The organism is Amycolatopsis sp. NPDC049688, assembly GCF_040674975.1.
Taxonomy (GTDB): domain Bacteria; phylum Actinomycetota; class Actinomycetes; order Mycobacteriales; family Pseudonocardiaceae; genus Amycolatopsis.
The window spans coordinates 159,854-186,470 of record NZ_JBFANY010000001.1 but is presented as its reverse complement, the minus strand read 5'-3'; the positions used below and the strand labels follow the sequence as shown (position 1 = coordinate 186,470).

General features: G+C 68.4%; 12 protein-coding genes. 6 read left to right on the top strand and 6 right to left on the bottom strand.

The annotated features are described in order from the left end of the window. The first annotated feature begins 406 nt into the window (after positions 1–406). Together AB0J55_RS00730 and AB0J55_RS00725 are read left to right on the top strand one after the other, a co-directional pair. Positions 407–1,186: a transposase family protein gene (locus tag AB0J55_RS00730; protein WP_364243354.1), complete on the top strand. Its 780-nt coding sequence runs from the start codon at positions 407–409 to the stop codon at positions 1,184–1,186. 110 nt (positions 1,187–1,296) lie between these two features. Beyond that, positions 1,297–1,641, top strand: coding sequence for a hypothetical protein (locus tag AB0J55_RS00725; RefSeq protein WP_364240760.1), 345 nt, complete (start codon positions 1,297–1,299; stop codon positions 1,639–1,641). 188 nt (positions 1,642–1,829) lie between these two features. Here AB0J55_RS00725 and AB0J55_RS00720 read toward each other — a convergent pair. From AB0J55_RS00720 to AB0J55_RS00705, 4 genes are all read right to left on the bottom strand, one after another. Next, positions 1,830–2,632 (bottom strand): IS5 family transposase gene (locus AB0J55_RS00720; RefSeq protein WP_364240758.1). Its coding sequence is split into 2 segments (ribosomal slippage): positions 1,830–2,296 and positions 2,296–2,632, totalling 804 coding nucleotides; the frame shifts between segments, so codons are not numbered across the junction. Continuing rightward, entirely contained in the window at positions 2,625–5,135 is a 2,511-nt protein-coding gene (locus AB0J55_RS00715) for a hypothetical protein (RefSeq protein ID WP_364240755.1), read from the bottom strand. Before AB0J55_RS00715 ends, AB0J55_RS00720 begins: the two co-directional genes overlap by 8 nt. Positions 5,136–5,175: 40 nt before the next feature. Then, positions 5,176–7,227, bottom strand: a complete 2,052-nt coding sequence (locus AB0J55_RS00710) for a hypothetical protein (protein ID WP_364240752.1) — start codon at positions 7,225–7,227, stop codon at positions 5,176–5,178. Then, positions 7,224–12,983, bottom strand: coding sequence for a DEAD/DEAH box helicase (locus tag AB0J55_RS00705; protein WP_364240749.1), 5,760 nt, complete (start codon positions 12,981–12,983; stop codon positions 7,224–7,226). Before AB0J55_RS00705 ends, AB0J55_RS00710 begins: the two co-directional genes overlap by 4 nt. 303 nt (positions 12,984–13,286) lie before the next feature. Between AB0J55_RS00705 and AB0J55_RS00700 the strand changes: the two genes are divergently transcribed. Beyond that, positions 13,287–14,762 (top strand): recombinase family protein, encoded by a 1,476-nt coding sequence (locus AB0J55_RS00700; protein ID WP_364240747.1) that lies wholly within the window; start codon positions 13,287–13,289, stop codon positions 14,760–14,762. A 180-nt stretch (positions 14,763–14,942) separates the two neighbouring features. Here the strand turns inward: AB0J55_RS00700 and AB0J55_RS00695 are convergent, their stop codons facing one another. Then, positions 14,943–18,062: a DEAD/DEAH box helicase gene (locus AB0J55_RS00695; RefSeq protein ID WP_364240744.1), complete on the bottom strand. Its 3,120-nt coding sequence runs from the start codon at positions 18,060–18,062 to the stop codon at positions 14,943–14,945. Continuing rightward, positions 18,059–19,285, bottom strand: coding sequence for a toll/interleukin-1 receptor domain-containing protein (locus tag AB0J55_RS00690; protein ID WP_364240741.1), 1,227 nt, complete (start codon positions 19,283–19,285; stop codon positions 18,059–18,061). Before AB0J55_RS00690 ends, AB0J55_RS00695 begins: the two co-directional genes overlap by 4 nt. Before the next feature lie 206 nt (positions 19,286–19,491). Here AB0J55_RS00690 and AB0J55_RS00685 point away from each other — a divergent pair, with 206 nt between their 5' ends. Genes AB0J55_RS00685 through AB0J55_RS00675 form a run of 3 tightly spaced genes read left to right on the top strand, consistent with a single transcriptional unit; the run spans position 19,492 to position 26,437 of the window. Next, on the top strand, positions 19,492–20,649 hold the full coding sequence (locus tag AB0J55_RS00685) for a hypothetical protein (RefSeq protein ID WP_364240738.1): 1,158 nt from the start codon (positions 19,492–19,494) through the stop codon (positions 20,647–20,649). Next, complete coding sequence (locus AB0J55_RS00680) at positions 20,646–23,846, top strand: hypothetical protein (protein ID WP_364240735.1); 3,201 nt, start codon at positions 20,646–20,648, stop codon at positions 23,844–23,846. The genes AB0J55_RS00685 and AB0J55_RS00680 overlap by 4 nt, the downstream gene beginning before the upstream one ends. Next, complete coding sequence (locus AB0J55_RS00675) at positions 23,843–26,437, top strand: RNaseH domain-containing protein (protein ID WP_364240732.1); 2,595 nt, start codon at positions 23,843–23,845, stop codon at positions 26,435–26,437. Before AB0J55_RS00680 ends, AB0J55_RS00675 begins: the two co-directional genes overlap by 4 nt. Positions 26,438–26,617: the final 180 nt, after the last annotated feature.

Sequence of the window (26,617 nt, the reverse complement as noted above, 5' to 3'; positions counted from 1 at the left end):
ACAGGGCTGCCCATCCTCGACCGACTGCCGGCGCAACGCGGCACTGCGGTCCACCCGTTCTGCCGCCCCGTCGGAGATCCGCACCTCACCGCGGAACTCACGGGCAGTCACCCGCGTCGCCGCGAGCTCGATCCCCGGGCCCGTGCGGGTGACCGGACTGGGATGCCCCGGTCTGCCGAGCGGCATAGCAGAAATCGACTCACGCGCAGGACGGGCCCCCTGGTATTCGTCGGGGACCAACGCACCAACCGTCAGTGCGAGCGCTGACATCGCTGGTGGCAGCAGACCGGCCTGGTCGGAGGTGATCAAGTGGCGGGCGTACTGCGAACTCGGGTGTTCGCTAAGGGATGTCTCGTAACCCCGGCATCGGGGTGGGTGGGTCGTTGTGGTAGTTGATCATGTCGTGGTGCAGGTGATCACAGCGTCGCGACCGGAGTGGATTGCCCCGTTCACCGGATTGGAACCGGGCCAGTTCCGCAAGCTGGTGCGGCTGGTCGCCAAGCGCGGCGGAGACGAGATCGCAGACGGGCGCCCTGGCCGGCAGTGGGCGTTGCCGCTGGCAGACCGGGTGCTGCTGGTCGCGACCTACTGGCGGACGAACCTGACGATGCGCCAGATCGGTCCGTTGTTCGGGGTGTCGCATTCGGCGGCGCATCGAGTGATTGACTCGATCGGGCCGCTGCTGGCGCTGGCCCCGGTCCGCAAAGGCCGGGTCGACTCCGTGGCGATCGTGGACGGCCCTCTGGTCCCGACCCGGGATCACCGGCTGGCGACCCCGTCGAAGAATTACCGGTATTCGACCAACGTGCAGGTCGCGATCGATGCCGAGACCAGGCTGGTGATCGCCACCGGTGACCCGCGCCCGGGCAGCCGCAACGACTGCACCGTCTACCGCGACTCCGGCATCGCCGACCAGCTCGCCGATCGGCCGGTGATGGCCGACGGTGGTTACCAAGGCAATTCCGGGGTCGTCATGCCGTACCGCAAACCCCGCGACGGCAGCGAGCTGCCGGACTGGAAAGAAGACCTCAACGCCACGCACCGCACGATCCGCGCTCGGGTCGAGCACGTCCTGTCCCGGATGAAGAACTTCAAGATCCTCCACGACTACCGCCGGGCCGCCAGCACACTGGCCGATACGGTGTCCGGCATCGCGCATCTGCACAACATCCCCCTCACCGCCTGACCACAACACCAGCCCCACCAACCACAACACGCGATACGAGACATCCCTTAGCAGTGATCGCCTGAGTATGCGGCGCACACGCCGACCACATCCCCGAGGTGCTGGCCGCAGTGGCCATCCTGACCGGGCTGATCTTCAACGTCTTCGTGCTGCTCTTCGATCTGACGATGCGAGCGGCGGACAAGACCGACCCGGCGCATCAGATGACGCTCAACCAGCTGACCGACGAGCTCCGTGCCAACATCTCCTATGCCGTGCTGCTTGGCCTGGTCCTGACCGCCAGCTTCGGCGGCTTGACCATGTTTACCGACACAAGTCAACCGTTGCCGACCAGCGTCACGGCGGTGATCGTCTTCCTCGGCGCCCAGATGCTGCTGACCGTCTCAATGATCTTGAAGCGCATCCGTGCCCTCTATCGGGCGTTCCGGGTGGTCGGCCCGGAACGGATCCCGTAGGCACGGCAGCCTCGGGGCTCACTTCATGACAGCCGAGCAGCGACGCCGCCGACGTAGCCGCGCATTTGACCGCTGATGCTGGGTAGTCTCTTGATGTCATTCCGAGCTCGACGAACCTCTCCTCGCCTTGAAGATCGCAGTGTTAGCGGACGCCTGGACCTCAGGACGCGGTCCCTCAAGCTAAGAGATCAGTTCAGAATGAGTTTGCGGAGGCAGATGATCGAGCAGGCCAGGCTGAGAATGGCTTGGTGGACGTCGGCTCGTCGTTCGGTGCGAATGCGTAGGCGGCGGAAGTTTTTGAGCCAGGCGAAGGTGCGTTCGACCGGCCACCGGACTTTGCCGAGGCCGGAGCCATGCTCGGTCCCGCGGCGGGCGATGAGCGGGGTGATGCCGCGGGCGCGGACCAAGCGGCGGTACTTGTCGTGGTCGTAGCCGCGATCGGCGTAGAGCCGCCGAGGCCGGCGACGTGGCTTACCAACCACACCTCGGATCGGCGGGATGGCGTCAAGCAGCGGGATCAGCTGGGTGACGTCATTGCGATGGCCACCGGTCAGCGTGACCGCGAGCGGGATGCCGGTGGCGTCGGTGATCAGGTGATGCTTGGAGCCGGGTTTGCGGCGGTCGACCGGGCTGGGCCCGGTGTGGTCCCCCCTTTGAGGGCACGCAGATGGGTGGAGTCGACCAAGGCGGCGGACAGGTCGAGCAGGCCGGCGGCACGTAGCTCGGCGAGCAGGCGTTCATGCAGCTGCTGCCAGACGCCGGCCTCGTGCCATTCGGTCAGCCGCCGCCAGCACGTGGCCCCGGCCGCGCCGAACAACGCGGTCGGCAGGCGGTTCCAGCCGATACCGGTGCGAATCACGTACAGGATGCCTTCGAGTGCTGCGCGGTCGTCGGCACGCTTGCGGCCTGGGTAGCGGAACCGCCGAGGGTGCACCGGAAGGAGCGGCTCGAGCCGCTCCCACAGCTGGTCGGTCAGAACCTCCTCACGCATACCAAGATTCTGGAAACCTCGGCAGCCCGCACAAGAGGACACGCCGACTCATTCTGAACTGACCCCTAAGCCGCAGCGAGGCACAGCGCAACAGGTCGCGGTTCAGCACTGCGTGCGGGTCAGGCTCAGTGCCCTTCAGGCTTTCGCCATCGAGCATGTCGACGCTCTGGTCAAGCACGGCCAGGCAGGCGGCCGCCGTCCCTGCCAGTACCGGGTCGGAACTTTCGTGACGCAGTGCATCGAGTTCACCGGCTGCTGCCGCCCGTTCCTCGAGGACGTGGGCCCGCAGTTCGGCCACCTGTGTCGGCACCGGGTGGGTCCCGCGGCTCGCACTGGCTTCCGCTCGCACGGCGTCCACCCACACCCGCACCAAGTCGAGCGACTCCGCGACCTGCTCGATGATCCGGCGGCGGGAAGCGCCTTCGAGCGGCCGCGCACTGGCGCTGCGCAGGCTGTCGTCGACGCTCTTGAGCTCGGCGATGAGATCCTGTCGCCGGCTGAGCTTGCGCAGTGTTCGGGCCGCGGTTTCAACGTCTTCCCGCCGGTCGGCCGCCGCGATCGCCACCGCACGCCCGATCAGCCCGTTCGGTGCCCACCACGTTTCGGCGATCTGGTTGGCCCGCGGGAACCGCAAGTTCCTGCTCCGGTCGCGGTCGGCGGCGGCTGCCTCGGCCGCAGCGGCGATGTCGTTGTCGGCGGTCGCGATCGGCGCCAGCTCTGCCAGCATGGCCTGGCTGTAGAGCAGTCCGCGCGCGGACGCCTTGCCGATCGCCGAGGTCAGCACGGCCAGGTGGGGCAGTCGCTCGAAGTGTCCGCTCAGCTCATCGGCCAGTTCACCGGCGTGCGGATCGGCCATCACCAGCGCTGCGCGTACGGCCGCCATCAGCAATGCCAGCTGGGCCGGCTGATGGCCGTCGAAGCCGTGTAGGTCGAGGTTCTCGAGCGAACCTCGAAGCTCCTTGGCCGTGGCACCTGATTCGGTTCGGACCGCGGTCGCCAGAGTCAGCAGCCGGGCGGATTCGGCGAGCTGGTCGTCCCCGGCGATGGCCGCGGCGTGGTGGGCCAGCGCGAGTTTGCCGGTCCCCAGCAGGGTCGCGATCAGCTTCCGGCTCTCACCGTCGTCCGGCTGTTCAAGGTCGTCCGGCTGAGCGGTGGGAGCCGAGACGTCGGGCGTGGCCGCTTCCTCGACAGGAGGCGCCGCCGCGAGCGGTGTGGGCTGCGGTTCAGGTTCCGGCGACGGCTCTGCCACGGGCGCGTCGCGCGGTTCCGGCTCGTCGTCCGGGAGGTAACCGAGCCGGCCCAGCAGAGCGATCACGAGCAGTTGCTGGAGGTTGCCGGGCAGTGCCGCCTGCGCGGTCTGGTGGAGTTCGACCACCACGCCGTGCTCCCCCGCAGCCGTGGCGTCGACCAGGCGGGCCAACGCGGTCAAGCCTTCGGCCCGGCGTCGCCGAGCGTCGTCCCAGCCGTCTCTGCCGAGCAGCTCGTCTGCTGCGCGGCGGACGCTCGCGATCATCTCCCCGTATTCCGGCGGGCCCACGAGACTGGCCAGGCGTTCGAGTTCGGGGTGCTCCTCCGGTCGGCTTGCCCGTTCCGCAGCCTCCTCCAGCTGCGCGGCCAGCGCCAGGCAATCTGCGGACTCGGGCTCCGCACTCGCACCTTCCAGAAGGAGCTGGGCCGACTCGGCCAGCGGTCTGAGCGCCGCGATTGTCGCGAGGTCTTCCGGCGCCGCGGTTCGGGAATCCGCCAGTGCTGCGGAAACCGTGGCTGCTGCACTCTGGGCGTCCGCGAGGGCTTCCCGGAGCTGCTTCGCCGTCTTGACGAACTCATCCACCGGAGGCGCGGTGACTGGGAGGACCGTGGCTGCGACGCCTGCGCTCAAGCCTTCGAGCTTCCGGCAAGCGGCAACGACGGTGTCGACGAGCTCTCCCGGCCAGCTGGGCAGGGCAAGCTTGCTGCGCATGGCGATCCGCAGCGCGGCGACCGAAGCAGCTCCTCGCTGCCAGTCGGCGAAGACCGTCAGTCGGACAGCGCTCGCCTGCGCCGGATCGTCGGTCAAAGCCTGCCGCAAGCCATCGTCGTCATGGCTCTCGCGCCATTCGGTCAATGCAGGGGCCAGCGCTCGACGCACCGGAGACACGAGAAACTGCAGGGCACGCGTGCGCTTGTCTGGCGGCCAAGCCCGTAGGCGGGTGAGCCCGTCGCGCGCCGCCATCGGCGTCGGCCGTTTCGCCGGCGGGACACGCAGATCCCGCAGGAAGTCCGTACGGCTGGGATTCGGCAATCGCCAGACCAGCCGGGAGAACTCCTCCGGCGTCACGAGGTCGAGCGCGGCCTCGGCGACGTCACCGAGCTGGTCGAGCGCCCCGGCCAGCTCCGCCTGAGCACGCCGACGCGCGACCTCGTCCGGGTCGGTCGCCACAGCGGCCGATTCCAGGAGCTCGGTAATCCCGAGCGGTCCGCCGAAGTCCGGGTCGAGACGGTGCCGCCGGTGCGGGGTGGCCATTGCCGATCCCCTTCCTTTTCGAAGTTGCGGGCGGGTTAGTTCAGTTCGAAGTCGCGTCGAGCCAGACGGGCCCCGGCTCGTCGCCGCGTCGGTGTCCTCGGACAAAGGTGAAACCAGGTGGCAGTTCCACGGATGCCTGCGGTCCGCGGAGACCTCGGACGTACTTCGCGTAGTTGGCTTTTGCCTGGTCGCTGGCACGGAATCCGTCCGGTAGCTGTCGCATACCAGGCGGCACCCAGTGCTCCTTGACCTGGCCGGCCAGGCCTCCCGGTCGGCGTGCCTGATCGGGGATACGAGGTGCTCCGGCACCGTCGGGCCACCAGACGAAGACGTCCGGTGCCGTCCGGTCCGCGACCGGTTCGCAGGTCAGCTTGCCCGCCTCCACCAGATCTTCGCAGGTGTGGATCACCTGCCAGAGCAGCACCGGGTTGACCGGTTCCGGCCCGAACAGCGCCGTCATCAGCTGAGGACCGGTGAGCTGCCGGGCACCGAACGGCCCCGCCTCGCCGTGTCTGCGCAGTGCGTTGACGATGAACCGGCCCAGCGCGTCCACCCCGCGCCCCGGCTTGACACTCCGGGCGGCCGCCGGCGCAGGAGTGACTGCCTCGGCCAGGCCGAGCGCGGCGGCGAGGAGCTTCTCGTCGGTCGCCCACCGGTAGTCGTCGCCGTAAGACAGGGGCGCGTCGAGGAGTGTCGTCGAAAGCGCCACCCGGCGGGCGCCACGCGCGGCGGCGACGGTGACCTTGATCCCGGGGTAGAAGCCGAACGGCCAGGCGATGCCGGTCAGCCGGTTGTCTGTCAGAACCACCTCCTGGACGCGCATCGCGTCGTCGAGCGGCTCGCCCTCGTGGAACAGGTCGATGATCATGTTCTGGTGAGGGAAGAGCTCCATGGCGGACGAGGGCAGCGGGAGCACGCCGTTGTCGATGTGCGTCGCGCGCAACGCGACCGTGAAAACGGCGAGGGTGTTGTCGAGGTGTTCCAGGAGGACGTCGTCCTCGATGGGCTCCTCGCCCCGGGCGGGGTACGGCGCGCTGCGCCACACACCGCCCGCCTGCCACGGATCGTCGATCCGCACGTCGAGCCCGTCGAGCCGAGCGGCTTCGCCATCGATCGCGAGATTGGCGTGCACCACGGCTTCGACCGCGCCGGAGTAGGAGAGCGCGTCCGGCGTCTCACCGAGGTGGGCCCTCGCCTCGAGCAACGGCCAGACGCCGGTGTAACGGGGTTCGCCTGCCGGCCGGGTGACGATCCTGACGATTTCCCCCAGGTCGTCTCCGCCGAGGGCGTCGGGCGAGGCGAGGCGTTCGGCGAACCGGTCAGCGGGGGTGGCGTACGGGCCCCAGCGGCGCAGGATCGCCGACCGCGTCAGGAGGCTGTCAATCGCGGTCAGAGCCGCTTCCAACGCGGCGGCGAGCGCGCCGTCGTCGTGGGGATCGGTCAGCAGGCCGCCCAACGGTCCGCTGAGCAGTAGCGGTTTCGCGCTCGTCAGCAGCCAGTCGGCGTACCGGCCGGTGCCCGGGGGCCGCGCCGCCACCGGGACGGTACCGAGCACGTGGCCTCGCGCGTCGAGGACCGTGCCGCGGCGGCGCTGTCGTTCGAGCTCCGCCCGGTCGCGGTGGTTCAAGCCGATGCCGAACGCCTCGAAGTCGAGGATGGCGCGGGCTTCCCCGGCCTGCGCCGGATCGTTCCACCCGGATGCGCCCGGGAGCTCGGGTGACACCCAGCCGTCGACGTCAACGCCGTGATGGGCTCCGAACTGCCCGACCACTTCGGCCCATAGGGTATGCCCGCCTCGTTCGACGCGGACGAACATGCCCACCTCGGGAACCGTCGCCGTCTCGACGTCGAGGCGGAAGAACAGCTCCGGATCGAGGAGCTCTCCGCGGTAGCCCGAGCCGTCCGGGCCGAAACCGAAATGCACGGCGTTGAACGCCGTCGCAACGTGCAGCGGAACCCGTCGCGCCAGGGCCACCCGTTCCAGATAGGCGAGCACCCGTTCGTGCGGTGCGTCCGGCTCGACCAAAAGCTCCGCGGTGAACAGCGGATCGTCGTGGAACGGCCGCCAGATCTCGGTCGCGCTCGCTGTCATGTCGCCACCTCCGCGGTTTGCCCGGCCGTGGTCCGCTCACGGCGTTCGTCTGCTTCTGCGTACCTGCGCAGCCGCCAAAGTCCGTCACCGGTCTGGATGACCTGCTCCGCGGCGTCCAGCCGGTCGAGCGCGGCGCGCACGTCATCGATCCGGGCGCCCGGATCACATCCGCGAAGGCGGTGGTACAGCAGCCTCGGCCACAGCGGACGTTGCCTTCCCGTGGCCGTATCCGGGTAGGTCTCGTCGCCGCGGAGCACCCGGTTGATCATCACGTCGGTGAGCCCGCGGTAGTTGTCCCACAGAAGGCTGCGGACATTGCGATCCGTCACCGTCCGGTACGGCAAGCCGTCTCGCCGGACCGAGGGCCGGGGGCGAGCCGTGTTGAACGCGCGAAGCAGGTCCGGCTGCGGGGCCCGGTCCGCGTTGCGTTGCCAGCAGGTTGAACACCGGCAAGCCGGCGTCGTGCACGTATCCTCGGGCAGGGCGTGCTCCGGCATGCCGAAGTACCCGGCCATGCCGGCGTTGGCGCAGGTGCGGTCTTCGTTATACCAGGCAAGAAGTTCGGCCAGTTCACGGTCACGCCGGGCTCGATGTCCGACGGTGTGACCCACCACCTCTCCCGGCGCCGTCCGGGACGACCGGACCGAGATCAGCGTCCGGTAGTTGCCGGCTTGGGAGACGTCGAGGCAACCCCGGTCGTGGAGCGTCGAAAGGACGGCCCAAGTACCGGCGACGTCACCGGATGTCCGGTCGTATCGAGGCACCTCCCGCGCGAGTCTCTCGTGAAGTTCGGTCATCTCGTACCGGCCCGACCTCGCCGAAACGATCTGCTGCAGTCGCTGGGCAACCGCCGCCAGCTCGTCGTCGCCCAGGTCGAGGGGTTCGTCGACCGGAGCCAGCAGGACCGTCGCCGGAAAGTCGCCCTGGTCGTCGAGCACGCCGTTGTTCGCCAGGACGGCGACCGACCGGATGACGGCGGTCCGGAAGACGTCCACTGTGGACGCATGCCGCGCTTCGGCGGGCCGCAGTCGTCCCGCCGCGACCTCGGCCCGAAGGCAGCTGTCCGCGAGCTCGTCGGGATCCAGCACGCCGCTCCTGGATGCGGTTTCGAGCAGGAGCTTCCCGATCTGGTTCTCGGTGGCGGGCGACAGGCCTTGCGAGAGCATCCACCGCAGGGTGCGGAAGCCGCGGCCGGTCCCGAGAGCCAGGCCGTAGGACGGCGAACTGATCTCGGCGGCGGTCTTTCCGGCCTGATCACGTCCGGCTCGGCCGAGCTGCTGGTAGAGCGCGGCGAGGTCCGGCGGCGGCGACACTACGAACACACACCGGATGTCGACCCGGTTGACGCCGAGCCCGAACGCGCTGGTCGCCACGATGATCAGCGGAACGAAACCGGGATCGCCCTTGACCGGTGCTTCGCGGAATTCGGTCAGCACCGCCGCCTTCTCCGCTTCGGACAGCCGACCGTGGAAGCGCCGGACCTGCCGGACACCGGCGTCGCCGAGGAACTGGCGGAGATGGGCGTGCAGAGCCTCGACCTCTTTCACGGTCAGGCAGTAGAAGATCGCGTGGTCGTCGCACGCGGTCGCAATCTCCTCGGCGAGCCCAGCGACCGTGGCAGGTCCAGCGTTGCGGATCACCCGCCGGTACAACGCCAGCTCGGGACGTAGCGGACTGGCGGTCACCATGACGAGTGACTCACCCTCGACAGGCTCCTCGGCCACACCGAAGAGTCCCGCTCGCAGGCCGGCGCGGACCGACCGGTTCGCGGTGGCCGTCACCGCGGTCACCCGCACCCGGTCGTCGTTCCTGAGCTCGGTGATGAGCCGCTCGGCACGGCGGAAGCTCGGCCGGAAGTCGTCGCCCCACTGCACGAACGTGTGCGCCTCGTCCACCGCGATCCGGCGGAGGATACCCTTCTCTGCCGCTTCGCGCAGCAGCTCCTGGAACCGGCGGTTCGCCAGCCGTTCCGGCGAGACGTAAACGAGCCGGATACCGTGGTCCGCGACCCCGGTCAGCTGTTCGGCGACCTCGGTCTTCCCGCGTCGGCTGTTCGACTCGGGCATCGGCCCGACCAGCGCGCGCACGGCCCCGCCGACGGTGGCGTTCAGCTCGAGGGCCTGGTCCGCCATCAAGGCGACCAGTGGCGAGACGACGACGGTCACTCCGGAAAGCGCCAGTGCGGGCAGCTGGAAAGCGTACGACTTGCCAAAACCGGTCGGTAGCAGAGCCAACACGTCGGCGTCCTCGGCGACCGCACGGATCACCGATTCCTGTTGTGCGCGAAGCCGAAACGGTTCTTCCGAGAAGCGGAGCAGGCCCGCGATCCGGCCGCACCGCTCCACCAGCAGGTCGCCCAGCTTCCCGGCGGCCCGCGCGGCCGCTTCTTCGACTGGGTTGATTACCGCGTCGAGGATCTCGCGAGTGGCCGGCAGCAGGGTATGGGACCGCAGGGCGTCCGGCTCGCACAGCTCGGCAGCTCGCTGGCGCTCGATGAGTCCGTTCTCGCCGAGGAACTGCCAGATCGTCCGCCAGCCTGCGGCCATGGTCATCACGTTGCCGCCCGCGGGTTCACCAGTCATTTCGTCCGGGACCAGCAGTCCTGGATCGAGCGACTCGAGGAAAACTTTGCGATAACTCCGGCGTTGCGCGGTCCGGCCAGCCAGCCGACGGTCGCTGATCACCACGATGCCCCGGTGTTCGGTCGAGCGAACCAGCCTGCCGACGGCCTGCCGGAGATCCATCGCGGCCAGCGGCAAGTAGTAGTTCTCGTTCGCGGAACGCTCCGGATCGGCATCGCCGGCGTCGGCGGCTCGGCGCGCCGCTGCCGCGCGACGGGCGGCGACGAGCGGGTCGGCGAAGGGAGCGAACGGCAGCTTGTTGATCCACACGAGGGAGACCCGGTCGGCTACGAAATCGACGCCCTGCCACATCCCCCGCGTCGCGACACAGAAGCCGCCTGTCTCGGCGAACGCGCGAGCGGCGCGTGTGTTGCCCAGCAGCGGCGCCACCGTGACCGGCGTTCCCTGCGCCCGGCCGGAGAGTTCACCGATCAGCCGTTCGGCGATGGCGGACGCAGCCTTCTTCGCGGTCGTCAAGATCAGTCCGCCGCCGCGGAACGCGTCGCCCTCGCGGCGAATGACCTCCTTCGCATAGCCGGCGAGCTGGTGTGCTGTCGTGCGTACCGCGCCGTCGGCTTGCTCACCCCAGCTCGGGAAGTCCGCCAGGCAGACCAGCCGGGCCTGACCGGCCAGATCGAACGGGCTGGTCAGGGCGAATGCGTCGACTTCCACCCCGAGACCGAGCCTCGAGCGGATATACGTCCAGCTGCCAGCCACCCGGAGCGTGGCGGAGACGTAGAAAACCCGGCCGAACCGTTCACGCACGTCGGCCCAGGTCGTCTCGCGGCTGAGCTCGATCGGGGCGGACACGACCGCGAACGCGTATCGGCGAGCCGAAACGCTGATCCCCTCGCTCTCCAGCTCGGTGGCGTAGACGACGCGGTTGCCCTCTTCGGGCGGCGGATCGTCCGGCGTACCGTCCAAGATCTGCCGCGCGTTTTCAGTGACCCGGCTTGCCGCGTCCGCGAGCACCTCAGCACGCGCGGCGAGTGAAGCTGTGCGCTCGTACTCCCACCAAGCATGGGTCCGAGCGCGAGCACCCAGGTACGCGGCCAAAGCCCCGGAAACGGCGTTCGCCGAACGGGCCAGCCGGTCGAGCCGGCTGAGCAGCTGCCGGGATGGCGCCTCGCCGCCGACTCCGCCGAACGGGCTGGCCAAGGTGACGACGCGGCTGCCCACCGTGCCACCGGACCGGTCGAAGACGGCCTGGGCCGCCCGCGGCAGCGCCTCGGTGTCCAGCAGGGACTCCAGGTCGGCGACGGCTTCCGCCAGCCGGTCGGGGACGTCACGCCCGCGCGTGCACCAGCGGCGCAGCTCACCGGTGAGGTTCTCCACAGCACGGTAGTCGACCTCGGCGCTCGCCGCGGCTGTGGCGGCCTGCTCGAGCGAGTGGGCCTCGTCGATGACGAGCAACGTCGAGTCCGAACCCACGTCGGGCTGGCTCAGGAGCAGCGCGTGATTGGCGACGATGAGCTGACTCGCGGCGAACGCCTCACTCGCCGTCTCCGAGAGCCGGCCGAGAAGCGACGACGAGCTGCGCCGGTAGTCGCCGTTCTCCTGGCTGAGGCCGATGAGCCAAAGCGTCAGCGAGACCCGGGCACCCGATTCGAAGTACTCGGAAATAAAGGTCGGGAGATCGGCCTGGTCCCCGCTCCTGGACGACCAGCGGTCGTCGAGTGTCTTCGCCTCGGCCAAGCGCCGGACCAGGTAGATCAGCAGCTCACGGTAACTCGGGTCGGTGACGAACCGGGTGCACTGCTCGGGCCGGGAGCTCGCGGTCACGCCGGTGGCGTCGGCCAGCGCGGTGACCAGCGCCCGCAGGGACAGCCGGTTCCGCTTGCCCTTGACCAGCGCGGCGACGTCTTCAAGACCGGGCACCACCGCGGCCAGCTTGGCGATGTCCCCGGCGAGCTGGGACTGCAGCTGCTTGGTGTGGGTCGAGAGGACGACCTGTCGGCCCGGCGCACCGGCGAGCCAGTCGAGACCGGTGGCGAGGACGGCGAGGCTCTTGCCGGTCCCGGTGGGAGCTTCGCACAGAGCGTCCCGGCCGGCGGTCACCTGAGCGGCCAGCTGGGCGGACATCTCCTGCTGCGCCGGTCGACGCTCCACTCGCCCCGAGGCTGCCGCCTGGGCAAGGCGGTGCGGATCGACCCGCCCCGAGTCATCGCGCAGCTCGTCCGGCACGACCAGCGGGGTGTTCCGGCGGCTCGGTGACGGCGCCGGGATGAGGTCGGACAGTACCCGCTCAACCTCCGCATCGTCGTGCTCGTGGGTGGCCAAATCGGACGGAAGCAAGGAAGCCAGCAGGTCCCAGGCCGCGCTTCCGGTGCCCGCGCTCAACGCCAGGACACGCTCTGCTTCGGGCCACGCAGCCACGGTCGACGCCGCGAGCTGGATCACGCGGGCCGTCAGTGTTGCGTCTGCCTCGGCGTCATGCCAGCGCAGCCCCGTGCGGTCGACCCCGACCTCAGTGGCCAGCTCGGCCAGTCGGTGGGAGGAAGCTGTCGGCCAGATAGCGTGAGCGAGGTAGAGCGCATCGACCCGGCGGTGGCCGCCGAAACCCTGAATGCCCGCGTTGCCGCTTGCTTCGTCGAGCAGAGGGAAGTCGGCCTGTATGCCGTTGTAGGCAACCAGGGTGTCGGCGTCGGCGCAGAATTGCCGCAGCGCGTCGAACGCTTCCACCGGACTGACTGCATGGCTTTCGTATGACGCGCGAACGCGCTCCGATCTGATCTCCGCTTCCCAGCCTTCGTCCGACAGCCTTACCCAGGCCGTGAACCGCTCACACTTGCCAACCCAATCCGAGTCACCGGACAGGCGAGCGGCACCAATCTGATACACCTGGCGATCGCCGTCCGGTTTCTCCGAGCTGGGACGAACCACGGATTCGAAATCCACGATGACAGCCCGCAAGAGATCGCGCCGTCCGTCGTCAGGTTGCGCCGCTTCTGTAACAGCAGAGAGTATTTCACCGTCAGCCAGCACCAAGCCGGCCTGGATCGCCGACATGACGATCGTACGCAGACGTCGCAATGTCAGTGACGGCCAACGACGCTGAGCTTCGCTCAACAGCGCTCTTCCGTCGACCGGACCGATACGAGCAAGAATCTCAGCGACTTCCTCGGCCTGGCTCACTCCTGCGGCTATGGGAACCTCCGACGAAGTCGTCTCAACCACAGGATCGTGGCTACTTTTCACGTTTGCCGAACGAGAGGTGCAACGTCAACACCAAGTCACTGGGACGGCCTAGTAAATCCCGCTCCGCCCAGCAAGATCGACGATCTCCTCTACGTACGGTTGATGGGTCGGCGGTTGGCCATCCGCTGTTACAACCCCTCGAAGGAAATCGGTAACGTTTCGCAGTCGAGCGCCATGCGGACCCAGCAGACAGCGGAATTACTATAGGCCGTCGCCGCATAGGGCGTTATACAGTCCCCAATGACGCATCGCGACTGCGCTGATCGGATGAACCGCTCGGAGCGCGCCGTCATGACCCAACGGCCGCGACATCCGTCCAGTGTGATCCCACCGCACCCGCCCTCACCTCAGGTGGCCGCACCACCTGCCGGCGCGGCCGACCTGCTGGCGCAGTGGATGAACGGCAAGAAACTGGTAACCACCACTGCCCGCCCCGACCATGGCAGTGGCTTACGGTTCGCGTTCTACGGCCGAACCTCGACCACCCGCCACCAAGACCGCGTATCGTCACACGGCTGGCAACGCGACATGGCCGACGAGCTGGTCGCGGGCCACGGCCAGGTCGTCACCGCCTACTTCGACGCCGGCACTTCACGCCGCATCCCGTGGCGACAGCGAACGCAGGCTGCCCAGCTCATGACCGCGGCCTCGAGTCCAGAATTCGTGATCGATGCGATCGTGGTCGGCGAGTACGAGCGCGCCTTCACCGGCACGCAGTTCGCCACCCCCTACGCCTGGTGCACCCGGCACGGCATCCAGCTGTGGCTGCCCGAGACAGGAGGCCCAGTCGATCTCGCTAACCACGATCATCGGGCGCTGACGGCGCTTCTCGCGACCCAGTCGCAGCGCGAGGTGCTGCGCGCCCGCCACCGGGTGCTGGCGGCGATGCACAACCAAGCCACCCAGCAAGGCTGCTACCTCGGCGGCCGACCACCCTACGGCTACCAGCTCGTCGATGCCGGACCGCACCCCAACCCCGCCGACGCCCGCTGGGGCCGACGCCTCCGGCGCCTCGCTCCCGATTCCCGAACCGCACCCCATGTCGCCTGGATGTTCCGACAGCGTCTCGCCGGGCACAGCGTCGCCAGCATCGCCCGACACCTCAACGAGCGCGGTATCCCCTGTCCGTCCAGTGCCGATCCAGACCGCAACCGGCATCGGACCCGTCGTGCCTGGACCCTACGCACCGTCGCCGTCATCTTGGCAAATTCGCGTTACACCGGCCGCCAGACCTGGAACCGCCGGGCCACCGGCATCGAAGGCCCAGCCTCAACGCCCGCGCTGTCAGCGAAGGCTGCCCATGCCGCGCTGATCACAGAGCAGGACTTCGTCGCTGCGCAGCAAGTCCGGGCGGCGCGCCCCGCCGGCGACGGCCAGACTCGCCGATTCGCCCTCGCCGGGCTCATCCACTGCGGCGTTTGCAACCGGCGGCTGGACTCGCACTGGAACCACGGGCGACCGACGTACCGCTGCCGTCACGGCCACACCAGCACTCAACGCGCGGGCCAGCCTCGGCTAAAGTCTCTCTACATCCGCGAGGACCACCTCGTCGACGAGATCCGTGTCCGGCTCGGCGTTCAAGACGGTGACGGCCACGCCAGGTTGAAGTCTGCCCGGGCACTGAGCAGTCGCGTCGCGATAGCACTGCGCGATTCGGGACAGTACGTCGTCTGCGACATCGACGGATGGCGACTGAAAGAGATCGACTCAAGCTGAACTACGATGACCCGGCTTCAAGATCGCGTTACGCGATCCGTGGGGCAATACTGTGTCCGAGGACGATCTTGCTCGCTAACCACAACGATCTCGCTGAACTGACAGTTCGGCCTGAGCTTTCGTCAAGCGTTGCGGTTTCGCCTTGGCTTCTGTGCACCGCTGGCCCGCTGCCGACACGGCTCAGTCCGCCGGCGGATCGATCAGGTCGTCGAGAGCAGGCTGGTTCGCTTCAGCCACAGCGGCCTCAGCCGCTGCCCGGACGGCGTCCGCCAGATCCTCACTACCTGCGCACTGCAGCAGCTGCGCAGTGTCGGCGGCGGCGACGCCCTCCGGATCGGTTAGGCCCAATTGATCCAGCCGCAGGTAGACCTCGCGCTCGACACGACGGTCCAAGTGCCGAGCGACAGGAACCAGGCCCTTGACTATCCCCAGCGAGAGTTGCCAAGGAAGAACTTCAGCGAGCTCGGCGAGCTCTGCCTCAGGGTGCAAGTGGCGGGCGATGTCGACGACCGCACGGATCACGTCGGCAGTCCGTTGTGCCGCATGGGCGATCGGGCCGGGGTCGCGAATACCGGCCTGCGGGCGCAGGTGAAGCGTCAGTGCCGTCTCGATCTTCGAGATCGGCCGGCCATTCGACCACATAAGGCACGCGAGCGCGCGCCGAACCCGGCCGATCTCGGCGCCGCCCTTGCTGCGGGGGCCGAGCAAGGCGGCCGCCACGGCGGGCGCACATCGCTGCCGCGGCAGCTGCCGCGCGAACTCGTCGTATTCGCGCTGCCAGTTGACGGATGGCTTGGTAAAACGCACGTCATCGACTTCGGTGATCAGCTGCGCTACACCGAGCAAGGTCATCCTGGTCAGCTCCGTATCCGCCACCGTTCCCAGGGCGCCGGCCAGGACGCGAGCCGACTCGATGTCCAGGCCGCTGCGAACCACCGTCTCACCGAGGGGAGTCAGCCGGTAGCCATTGCCGGCGGCGATCAGGAACCCGTCCTCCATCAGCGAGGCGATCACCGACTGAACCTCCGCGAACGAAAGCGGTCCGCTGGTGCGATCGTGCTGGCTCTGAAAGGCGCCGTAAGTCCAGGCCAGAAAATCCGCTACCCCGGCCGCGTCCGCACCGTCGGGCTCCTCGGCGAGGCCCTTGAGCACGGTGAGTACCAAACTGGGCAAAGCGAGGTCGGCGCCGAACAGCGCCGAGCGTGCAGGGTCTGGCCGGGCGTTGACGTAGCGCCGCCAGATCCGCTGGGTGTCGACGCCACCGGCCGACAAGACGATCGCCCTCGCGGGCACATCCTTGGCGGCGTCGCGGCCCGCCCGACCCGCCATGTTCTTGTACTCCGACGTGGTGTATGGCCGACCGGGGTGCTCCAGCTCGCACACCACGACCGAGTCAGCCGACAGGTTCACACCTTGGGCCAGCGTCGTGGTCGCGACCACGACGCGGATCGGCCCCTCCTTCCCGCAGAACCCCTCCACCACCGCTTGCTGCTCTGCCTCACCAAGATCGGTGCTGTGAAAAGCCACACCTCCGCCAAGGCAGTCGCGCAGCATCTCCCCCACTCGGGACACGTCACCCTGCGGAAGCGCGCTCAGCACGGATTCGGCGGCAGGCAAATCCAGGCGGCCAGAGAGTCGGCGCGCGAAAGCGCGGGCGCGGAGGGGGCTGGAGCGGAAAACCAGGACGCGATCGCCCTGTGCCACCAGCTTTCCGACCAGCCGTTCCGCGAGGTCGTCACCAGTCACCACCCCGGAAGTCTCGAGCAGCTGTTCTTCACCCTCCGCCACCTGCGCCTGCTTGCCGCCGTGGAGCCGGTGGAGGTAAGTGCCGTCCGGGCCGAGAACGCCTTCACGCAGCGCAATGACCCGGTCGGTGATTCGCACGAGGCTCGCGTCGAGCCAGGCCGCCAGCCGGTCCACCTCTCTCAGCACGGCTGAAAGCCCCACCAGCTGCGGGGTGGGCAGATTACGGTGCGCGGCCCGGCGCAGGCGGGTGAGCAACAGTTCCAGTCGCGGACCGCGGTCGCTCAGCAGCAGGGACTGGAGCTCGTCGACGACTAGGACTCCGACCCCCGCCAACAAGCGCGGATGGCTCGCGAGAAGGCCAATGTAGGTCTCGTACGTCACCACTGCCAGGTGGTATGAGCCGGTCATCAGGTCGCTCACCTGGTCACGCAGGGCGCCAGTCGCTCGGACGACCCGGAGCCCGAGCGGAGTATACGTCTTCCGGAATCGCTGATACTGCTCGTTCACCAGAGCGCGGCTCGGGAGGAGGAACACCGCCTTGAGGTTCTGCGTCGTCGCGTGCAGCGCGGCGAGCTCGCCAACCATGGTCTTACCGCTTGCGGTGGGGGCGCTGACCAGGACGTTGCAGCCACGCAGGAGCCCGCGGTGGATGGCGGATAACTGCACGTCGTTGAGTTTGTCTACTTGAGCACGCCACTGCTCGGCCACCTGCTCCGGGATGCCGTGGGGCAGGAGCGACATCAGGTCTTTGGTTACCGGAGGCGGCTGGGTGTGGCCGCCGATCTGGCAGTAGCGGGGCCCCGGTGCCAACGGCGGGAACCGAGTCCGGCGCATGGTTCCCTCGAACGTGGGGTGCTGCCTGCGACGCCCGATCCCGGTCTCCTCTGCGGTGACCCGGTCCAGTACCTGCTTCACCAGCGATGACAGGCACACCGCGCCACGGTCGAGGACACCGCCGTCGCCCATCAACGCCTGAACGAGGTGATGGGTCAAGATCCCGTGCCGGTAGCGAGCAGACTCGAACGCCTCTTCGTCCGCCGACGCCGCTCCAAGGAAGATTCGGCCGTCACCGCTGATCGACTGCAGGATCTCCCATGCACCCGCTCCGTCGGACCGCGCGTTGTCACCGTCGGGCTCGGCGAAGGCCCGCGCCAGCATTCCACCGGAGAAACAGCAATCGAGCACGACCACCAGCAGCCGCGCGCGGATCGCCCGGACGAGGTCGACGAACCGGGTCAGCGGGAGGGCCGTCTCGGCGAAGTTTCCCGGGACCGCGTCATGGGTCGCCAGCTCCCGTGACCGGGTGCCGTGGCCGGAGAAGGTGATCACAACCACGTCATCGCCGCCGGCGACCTCGGCGAGGCGGCTGAGTTCGGCGGTCAACCGGTCACGGGTGGCATCCTCGTTCTCGAGGAGGACGCAGTCCCCGCTCACGTTGTCGGAAAACAGCGCATGGAGGACGCCAGCATCCCGCGCCGCGAAGTTCAGGCGGCGGAAGCCGGGGTCGCGATAGCGGTCGATCCCGGTGAAAAGCCCATGGAAGGTGCCGGTCACGGCCGGTCCCAACCCTGCCACGGCGGCGTCACGCGAATCGTCTTCAGCAAGTACTCGATCTCGGTCTTGGTCAGCGCCTCGACGACGTAATGGTCCATGGTCTCCGGGTGCAGGAACATCGGGATGTCTTCGACCGAGCAGCCGGGCAGGACGACGGGCAGGAGGTAGCTCGCCCACCGAGGGTGTTTCTGGAGCAGGTTCCTGATCACGCCGAGTTCGCTGCGGATGCCTGCGCGATCGTCGCCCCGATAGGTCCCGTCACCAACCGCTCGGCAGGTCGGTGACGCGATGACTGCGATGAAGTCCGCTTCCCTGATCTCGCGCAATGCCCAGTGGTCCCACTCGGTGCGAGGTCCCTCCTGGCCTTCGTCGATCCGCGGGTCCAAGCCGTTTTCGCGAAGAAGATCGGCGAAATCACGCACCTTTTTCTTGTGCGTTTCGTCCTCGTGCACATAGCAGATGAAGACGCGAGGTGAACTGCCGGGAAGTCCGACACCGGGCTCATCGCATTCTTCGGCCTCGACTGCGGCAGAGCGACCGGACCCGATCAGTGAAATACCGAACTCAGTCGACTTGGGCACCGGCCGAAAGTCTTCTCCGTCGACGAATTCCGTTTCGAACCGCGCGGCCAGCCGGAATTTCTGCTCGGTCCGCCCAGCCGGCGTCAGCAGCACGATCCACGCCGAATAGGAACCCGGCAGCACGCCCGCCCTCCCCGGAGCGACGTGCAGCCACCGAATCGCATCACCGGACGCGCCGTAGACGTGCACCGGCCCCTCGACCGGCGGGACGTGGACTTCGGCGGCGCCGTTCTCGACGGGAACGAACTCCAGGTTGCGGCTGAGCCGGTACGATGTCGCCGGGCGGGGCCCGGCGGCCCCGTGCGGCAGGGCGGCGACGACGGTGGCATCGGAGTCCGCCAGCACGAAGCCGATCTCGAACCAGCGCACGGCGGGCACACCGGGATCGACACGCAAGTCGTAGTTGATCTTCACCAGGTGCGCCGAGGTACCGGGAAACGCTCGGTTCGCCCCCGCCACCGGGTGCACGTGCCAGCGGCCGAGACGCACCGACCCGAAGACCACTTCCGCCGGTCCCTTGTCGATCCGCCGGCCGCCGACGTCCACGAGGACCAGCTCGACGTCGGTTCCCTCTTCGGGCTGCATGCCCGCTCCTTCCGATCGGCGCGACACGAGCGACAGGCTAAACAGCCGGATCACCACGTCCGCGAGCGGACCCGAGGTGTCCTGGAAATGTCATGTATTTGACTGGTCGGTGCAGGTCAGCAGATTTGACCACGGCGTCGTCCTGTGCTTTGCTGCCGATCACCGCGCCGGTGCCGCATCGTCCGAGTTTCCTTTTCGGTCGTGCGACGGGCTCCTCGCCGAAATCACATCGCTCATCGACGATCCCGAGGAAGGTCGTGTTCGTGAAGGATGTCCTGGCCGCAACCGATCCGCTGACCACCACCCCTGCGGATCCTCGCCGCGACCGGGCGATCACGGCCTGTTGCCTCGCGGCGGCAGTACTCGGCGACCCCGATCTCCCGGGGGACCGCAAGGCGCGCGCATTGATGACCTGCCTCGGCGTGCTCACCGCGACGCACCCCCTTGGCCAAGCTCCTTCCATGACCCGATTCCGCACCGGGCTGAGCGAACCGGTGGGGGCCCTGCTCCCCCGCGACGTGGACACCAGCGGCATCGCGGAAGTCGTGCTGCTCGACGCGGACGGCCGGTTCACCGACGAGGCCGAGGACTTGTGCGCCGAGTTCCTGGTGCCGTCGGCAGCACTCGATCAGCTCTGGCCGTGGGACCGGATGGCCTCCGAACAGGAGGAACGGCGAATTTACGAAGTATTGCGCAGGTTCACCGAGGCGGACTACGTGCGGCGGCGTGCCCAGCTCGTCGAGCAGCCGGTCGGCGACCTCCGGACACTGCGCCGCGATTGGGACAGCCTGCTGCCCCAGTTCTACGAACCCGTCGCGGACTGCCCGTGGCGGCAGGTACGCGGCTGGTTCTTCGCATGCCCGGATTGCCGGTGGCCAATGCGGGTGCTCGGAAAGGGCCCGATCGTGGACGTCCGCTGCGAGGCGCACGCTCGCCACGGAGTGACGTACACCTGCCGGGTCGAAAACCGCGCGGACAAGGCACCCGAGCTGCAACCCGCGGGCGAACGCGCCCGGCCGGTGCCCGCGCAGCCCGCCACGAAGGAGTCGCTGGCAGTGACTCGCGTCGTCTGGCGATACGTGACCTTGCCCGGCTTACTGGAATGCGGGATCCGGGATAACGCACTCGGCCTGGGAGCGGACGTGGAGATGTGGCCGCACCGCGATCGCTACGATCTCGCGATCGAGCTCGGCGGCCAGTCGTGGCGCGTGGACGCGAAGGCGTGGGCATCTCCCGTCGCTCTGGGCGAGGCGTTGCGTGGCACCCGTCCCGCGGCACCGGACCTGGTCATCGTCGTTCCCGACCACCAGCGCTCGAGCCTGGACCTGCTACAGCACATGATCGGTGGCTCCGGGTACCGGGCCGCCACGGTCAAGGGCTTCCTGGCCGAGCTCGACGACGCTGCGACGGTGTCGGCATGACCACCACACCGAGCGGCATCGCCACCCAGATCGCCTGTGCGCTCGCCGAGGAGTTCTTCGGGTTTCCAGGCCCCGACGACCGGATGACCGTGCCCCTGGACGCGGCCGCGCTCATCGCCGGGGGACGGCTCGACCTGTGGCGTGCCTGGGCCGGGCAGCCGGAGGCCACCAAGCGCCTGGTGGGACGGTTCTTACGGATCAGGCCCAACGAAATCGGGGCACCTCGCCGGTTCTTCGAGGCCGCGCGTGCCCTGTGCACCGACCCCGACAGCCCGTACGCCGGCCCGGACGACGTTCCCGACGACGAGATCGTGACAGTGGTGGCGCGGCATGGACAGCGCCCGCTAGATCTTGCCGCACATCTGGTGCGGGAAGCCGAGGACAAGTACGCGCAGAACAGGAGCCCGCTGCCCGTGGCGGGACCGGGCAGGTGGACGTTCGGCTGGCGCGGAGAGTCCATTGTGGAGCTGACAGTTGCGGTGGCGAACGCCGCTGTCGACCCGATCACCCTCGACACCACGCCTCCCTTGACCGACTGGGCGGTCAAGCCCGAGCAACTGCTGCAACTGGCCGCGGAGATCGCACAAGGCCGTGGCAAGGAAAACTGGCAGGAAAAGGTCCTCCGGGAGCTGTTCGCCGGACTGCGTGACGACGAGGACGTCCTAGTGACCGAGCTTCTGCTGCGGTCCGGCACAACCCGGCTCCTGAACGCACCGACCGGAGTCGGCAAATCCGTCTTGATCAGGCTTCTCGCCGAGCACTTGGCCCGTTCCGGCATTCCCGTCGCGATCGTGGTCGGCACTGTCCACGAAGCCATGGAAACCGCCGGCAAGATCACCGAGGACCTTCAGGTCCTGCAGTCACCTCGGAGCTGTAGAGCACTGGTGTCGCCCCGGCGCCTCGCGGAGAAGGCCGAGCACGCGGCCAAGCGCGGACAGTGGGACCGGTTCGACGCCTTGGGCTACGGCTGCGCACTCACGGCCCTGGTGGTCGACGGGCCGCAGCCCCTTGCCCCCGACGAGCCGTGCACCGGGTTGCGTCCCACGGTCGAGCAGCCTGATCCCAAGCGCAAACGACAACCCTCGCCCCGGCACGCTTGCCCGTACCTCGGTGTGTGCGGCCGGCACCAGGGTCTCCGGGAGGCGGCGTCCGCCGACATCATCGTCACCAACCACCACAACTTCGTCGACGGCAGCGTGCCCGTTCCGGTGCGGGTCGACGGGGTCGATCTCAACCGCTTGCCGGTGCGAGAGTTCCTGCTGCGCCGTTGCGCGGTGCTCTTGGTCGACGAGGTGGACCTGCTGCAGAGCAACATGTTCGACGCGGGTGCCCGGCAACTCAAGCTCGCGGCCAGCGGGACGACGACCGAGCTCCCGCTCGTCCGGCTGGACACCGAACGGAGCATGCTGTTGCCGGCCGAAGACCGCGCGGTCGTGCCACCGCTCACACGCACCCGGTTCCTGGCCGACCAGTTCCTCAACTACGTCCTGGAAGGCGAGCTATGGCTGGGCGACGAGCGCCCAGCCGCTCCTCGTTCGCGCAGGTCCGCGCCCGACAGCGTCGACTCGGGGTGGCACCTCCCCGGTTCACGCGACCGGATGCTTCTCACACACCTGTTCGGAATAGCCGAAAGCAGCGAAGACGACGTACCGGCCGAGGTCTACCAGCAGTTCAACACGTTGTTCCCGGACACCGGTGGAAGCGGTGGCACCAAGTTGCCGGCGTGGCTGGGCAAAGTCGCCGATCTTCTGGCCTCGGCCGTCAGCAATGACAGCGGCCAAGATCGCATCCAGGAGGTTCGGCACCGGCTCCACGAGGTGCTCACCAAGCACGTCGCGTCGCCGGATGACCGCCGCGACGTGATCAATGCGCTGCTGGTGCGCACCTGGCTGGGCGCGCTGCACCAGGCGTTGACCCGGCTCACCTTCGCCGTCGCCGCCCCGGGAACCGAGATGCCTGCCGCACGGGCACTCGCCGAGCAGCTGGGGACCGTGGCCCAGCACCAGGCGATCCCGTACGGGCCGTTGGGCTACCTACTGTTCGGGTTCCGGATCGAGCGGGTCGAGGACCCCCGGCCCGGCGGGATCCTGTCCGTGCAGGCGGTGGGAGGCGACCCGCACACCACAGTCGTCCAGCTGGGCGGTACGGTCGCTCTTGCCGCGGCGGCTGTGGAACGGCCGGTGCTCGGCTTGTCCGCCACGGCGTACTTCCCCGGCGCCGCTCGCGAGCACATCCGGACGCATGTCACCTACGCGATGACCGACGCCAAGCCGGGCGCCTTCACGACCAGGGCCGGCCAAGCCCTCGACGCTCGCACCGAGACCATCCGGATCGGCGGCCGCGGGGAGTCGGGGAAACCGGCGGCGATCCGCGAGCTCGGTGAGTTCCTCTGGGACCAGCACCTCGACCAGCACCTGCAACTGCTGGCCGCCACCGATCCGGACCGCGAGCTGTGCATGCTGGTCGGCAACTCCTACCGCCACGCCGCGCTGCTCGCCGCCGGGATCGCGAGCCGGATACCCGATCATGGCTGGCTGGCGGTCATCGTTCCCCGGAGTGGCTCCCCGTCATCGGTGGTACTCCCCACCGAAGTCGTGACGCTGACCATCGACGAACTGGAGTCCCTGCCGGAACTGCACCCGGAGGTCAAGGTGTGCATCGCACCGCTGAGCCTCGTGGCTCGGGGTCTCAACATCCTGGTGCCCGACGACCAGCGCTCCGCCCTGGCCTCGGTGTGGGTTTGCGTGCGCCCACCGACCCAGCTGACCGATTCCGCGGAGATGTTCGCCAGCGTCAACGCACACGCTCTGGGCGAGAGCCGCCCTGGAGTCGATCCGGTGGCGACGTGGGCCGAGCAGCGCAGACGCGCGTTCTCACGACTGTTCCGCATACTCACCAGTGATCCACGGTTCAGCAGGCTGAACCGGACGCTCAAGGCAGAGGTGGTCGCCGGGATGCTCGTCGACATGATCCAGCTGGCGGGCCGGGCACGGCGTGGCGGTACTCCCGTGGAGCTGTACCTCACGGACGGAGCGTTCCACGACCCCAAGTACGGCACGGACATCCCGGGCCTCCTTCGCTACTACCACGAAGACCTCAAGCCGGTCGAACAGCGGGAGCTCCGCCGCATTTACGGCTCGACACTTGTTTCCTGGCTGGATTTCGCCGGGATCGGCGTCGAGGAGGTCCGGCCATGACCGGCGACAAGAGGCTTTCCCTGCTGGCTTATCCGCTCACCGAGGTGCTGCACGGGACAGCGCACGTCTACCGGCTGCCGGGCAGCGTCGACGATGCGTGGAGCCGGCTTCAGGCCCGCTACCGGATAAGGGTGCGCGCGAACGTCAATCTTCCCTACTCGGGTCTGGCCACGGCACTGCGCGGCTACAGCGGCGCCTGCGTGAACCTGTTTCCCGCCAGCAAACACGAGGCACCACAGCGGCTCGTTTCGAGCGCGCCTCTGGACCGGCGTGACATCCACGACGCCTTCGTGCTGTGGGAGCAGGCGGTGCTCGGTGTACCTGATGACGAGATCGTCTTCGACTACCCGAGCGAGCTGGCGGACCTCGTCGCCGACAGCCCGGTTGAGCAGGTGTCGCTCGCCGAGCAGGTGCACCACGTCGGTGACCAGCCCGACGCGCCGAACTGGGTTTACGACGCTGCCACGTGGGAGTGTGCTCGCAGGTTGGCTGGCGTGCCGTGGCGGGTAGACGGCCGCGAGATACCGTTGCGAATGGATACCGACGGAAATCTGGTGGTTTGGACGCACCAGGCATTGTGGTCCAGCGCCTGGAAGGAGGGTGGAGAGCTCTGCTACGCGGCACTACGAGTCCGGCTGGTCATGAAGACGTTGCCAGGTGTCCGGACCCCGGTCGTGGTGGTCGACCCGTCGGTGTCGCGCTTGAGCCGGTGGCTCAGAGGCGCCCGCAGTGCCTGGTTGGCACCGCGCCGCGGCGACGACCCACTGCTTTGCCTCACCATGGAGGGCCGCGGCGCCAGGATCGAGGTGACGAGCGGCATCGCTTTGTCGGTGTCGCATCGTCTCCGCGGCGAGAACCTGCTCGAGCCCGGTGACCTCGACCTCGCCGGCGTCCCGGGACGGCTGCGGGCCCTGGTGCCGAAATCGGTCCGGTTCCCGATCGGCCGCGGCGTGGGCATGTACACCGTGCGCGAACTGAGCCGCCACGCCGCGGAAGCGTTCGAGGTGCCGAACGTGACCGCCTGCGAAGTGCGGGGCCACCGGTTCTCCGGGCAAGCCAAGCGGGTCGTCACCGCAGGCCGGGACGCGGCTCTGCTCGACGAGAGCGGACTGCCCGCGATCATCAAGGCCTCCGGCGGCGAGCGGCTGCGCGTCCTGGCGCTCTACCGCACCCAGCGCACGCGCGCTCGGCTGCAGCGGCTGCTGGCCCATCACTTCGCCCGGCCAGACCTCTCGGAGGGTGTCCCGGAGGACACGGTGGTCGAAGCCGGCGCACACGTCGAAGTCGCGTTTCACCATGCGGCCTCGCTGCTGGCCCACGGCAGCGGGCACCGCGAGCGAGCCGCGGCACTCCATCAGGTCCCGCACCTCGTCGCTCTGGATGGGACGCGGGTTCTCGCGCTGTGTGAGACCGAGTACGACGGCCGGCCGATCGACGAGGACGCGAAGCCGGTGGTCAGCCGGATGCTCGCCGAGCGCGGTGTCTTGGCCCAGTTCCTCGCGACGGCCGAGGGCGCGGAGGATCCGGCGAAAGACCATGCGGGCAACAACGCGGTGGCCGACCTGCTGCGGGCCGCTGGTCTGGTTCACCCGAGGTTGACCGCTGCGCTGGCCTCGGGCAGCCTCGGGACGACTGATCCAGTCACTTACGTCGGCCTGCACGTGCGAGCACAGCGGGGGGCGGCCTGGACCAAGGGCGCACCGAAGCTCAGCTGGTCGCTCGTCGCCATGATTCCCGACGGGGAGCACTGGCGGACTCTCGCTTATCAATTCTCGCCGCACCCGAAGACCGGCAGGGGAACCGGGTGGCAGGACTACTTCATCGCGAACACGGCGTTCCGCGCCCAGCCGCTGCCTGGCGGCAAGCGGCAGGACGAAGGCCTCGTCGCGGCGATCGACACCGCACTTGGTCAGCTGCGCCCGCACGTGACCACCGGTGCGGGCTACGTGGTGATGATCTCCGGCGACAGCTCGCGCTCGTTGTGGCCGCTGCTGGCGAACAAGAACCTCGACGTCGAACCAGACGCCGCGGGCCGGGTCGGCGGGCGACCGGCGTTGCCCGGCTGGGATCCTGCGCTCGGGCATCGGCCGCGAGCCGTCGTCCGCGTCACGTCGGGAACGCGCGACCTGCCACGTCCGGTCGAGGTGCGCAAACCCGCTGCCGAGGCGGGAAAAGACCCGCGCACCGTGAAGACGACACGGTCGCTGTACCGGCTCGACGGTTCGGTCTCCGCCAACACGTGGATCTTGGCCAACATCCCTCGTCAGTTCGCCGGCGGCGGACGGCACAGCCGAGCGGGCCTCGACAGCGGGCGCTGGTCCACGGACGCGGAAACGGGCAAGCACCCGTGGTATGCCCACACCAGCACCGAGATCATGGTCGTCGGATCGGACTCGGACCCGCAACGCTACGCCGTCGCAGCGGCGCGGCTGTGCGACCACGCGGTGTCCTGGGACGGGCGAACGAGCTATCCGGCGCCGGTTCACCTGGCGGCGTTGATGGATCGCAACCACCCCGAGTACCGGCGGACCGTCGACTGGGACGACGGAACCCAGGACGGAGAAGCCCCTGATGCGACGCCTAGCGTTTAAGCAATCTTCGGCAAACAACTACCGAGCAAGCTGCGCGACTTGCGCTCTCCTCCGATGAGAATCGATTCACCGCACACAAGGGACCAACGCGGGGCTAGGCCGACCGCGATGTGTCACCGGGGACTTGAACGCACAGGGTGTCCGAGGACGATCTTGCTCGATGGAAACAACCCTTAGCCT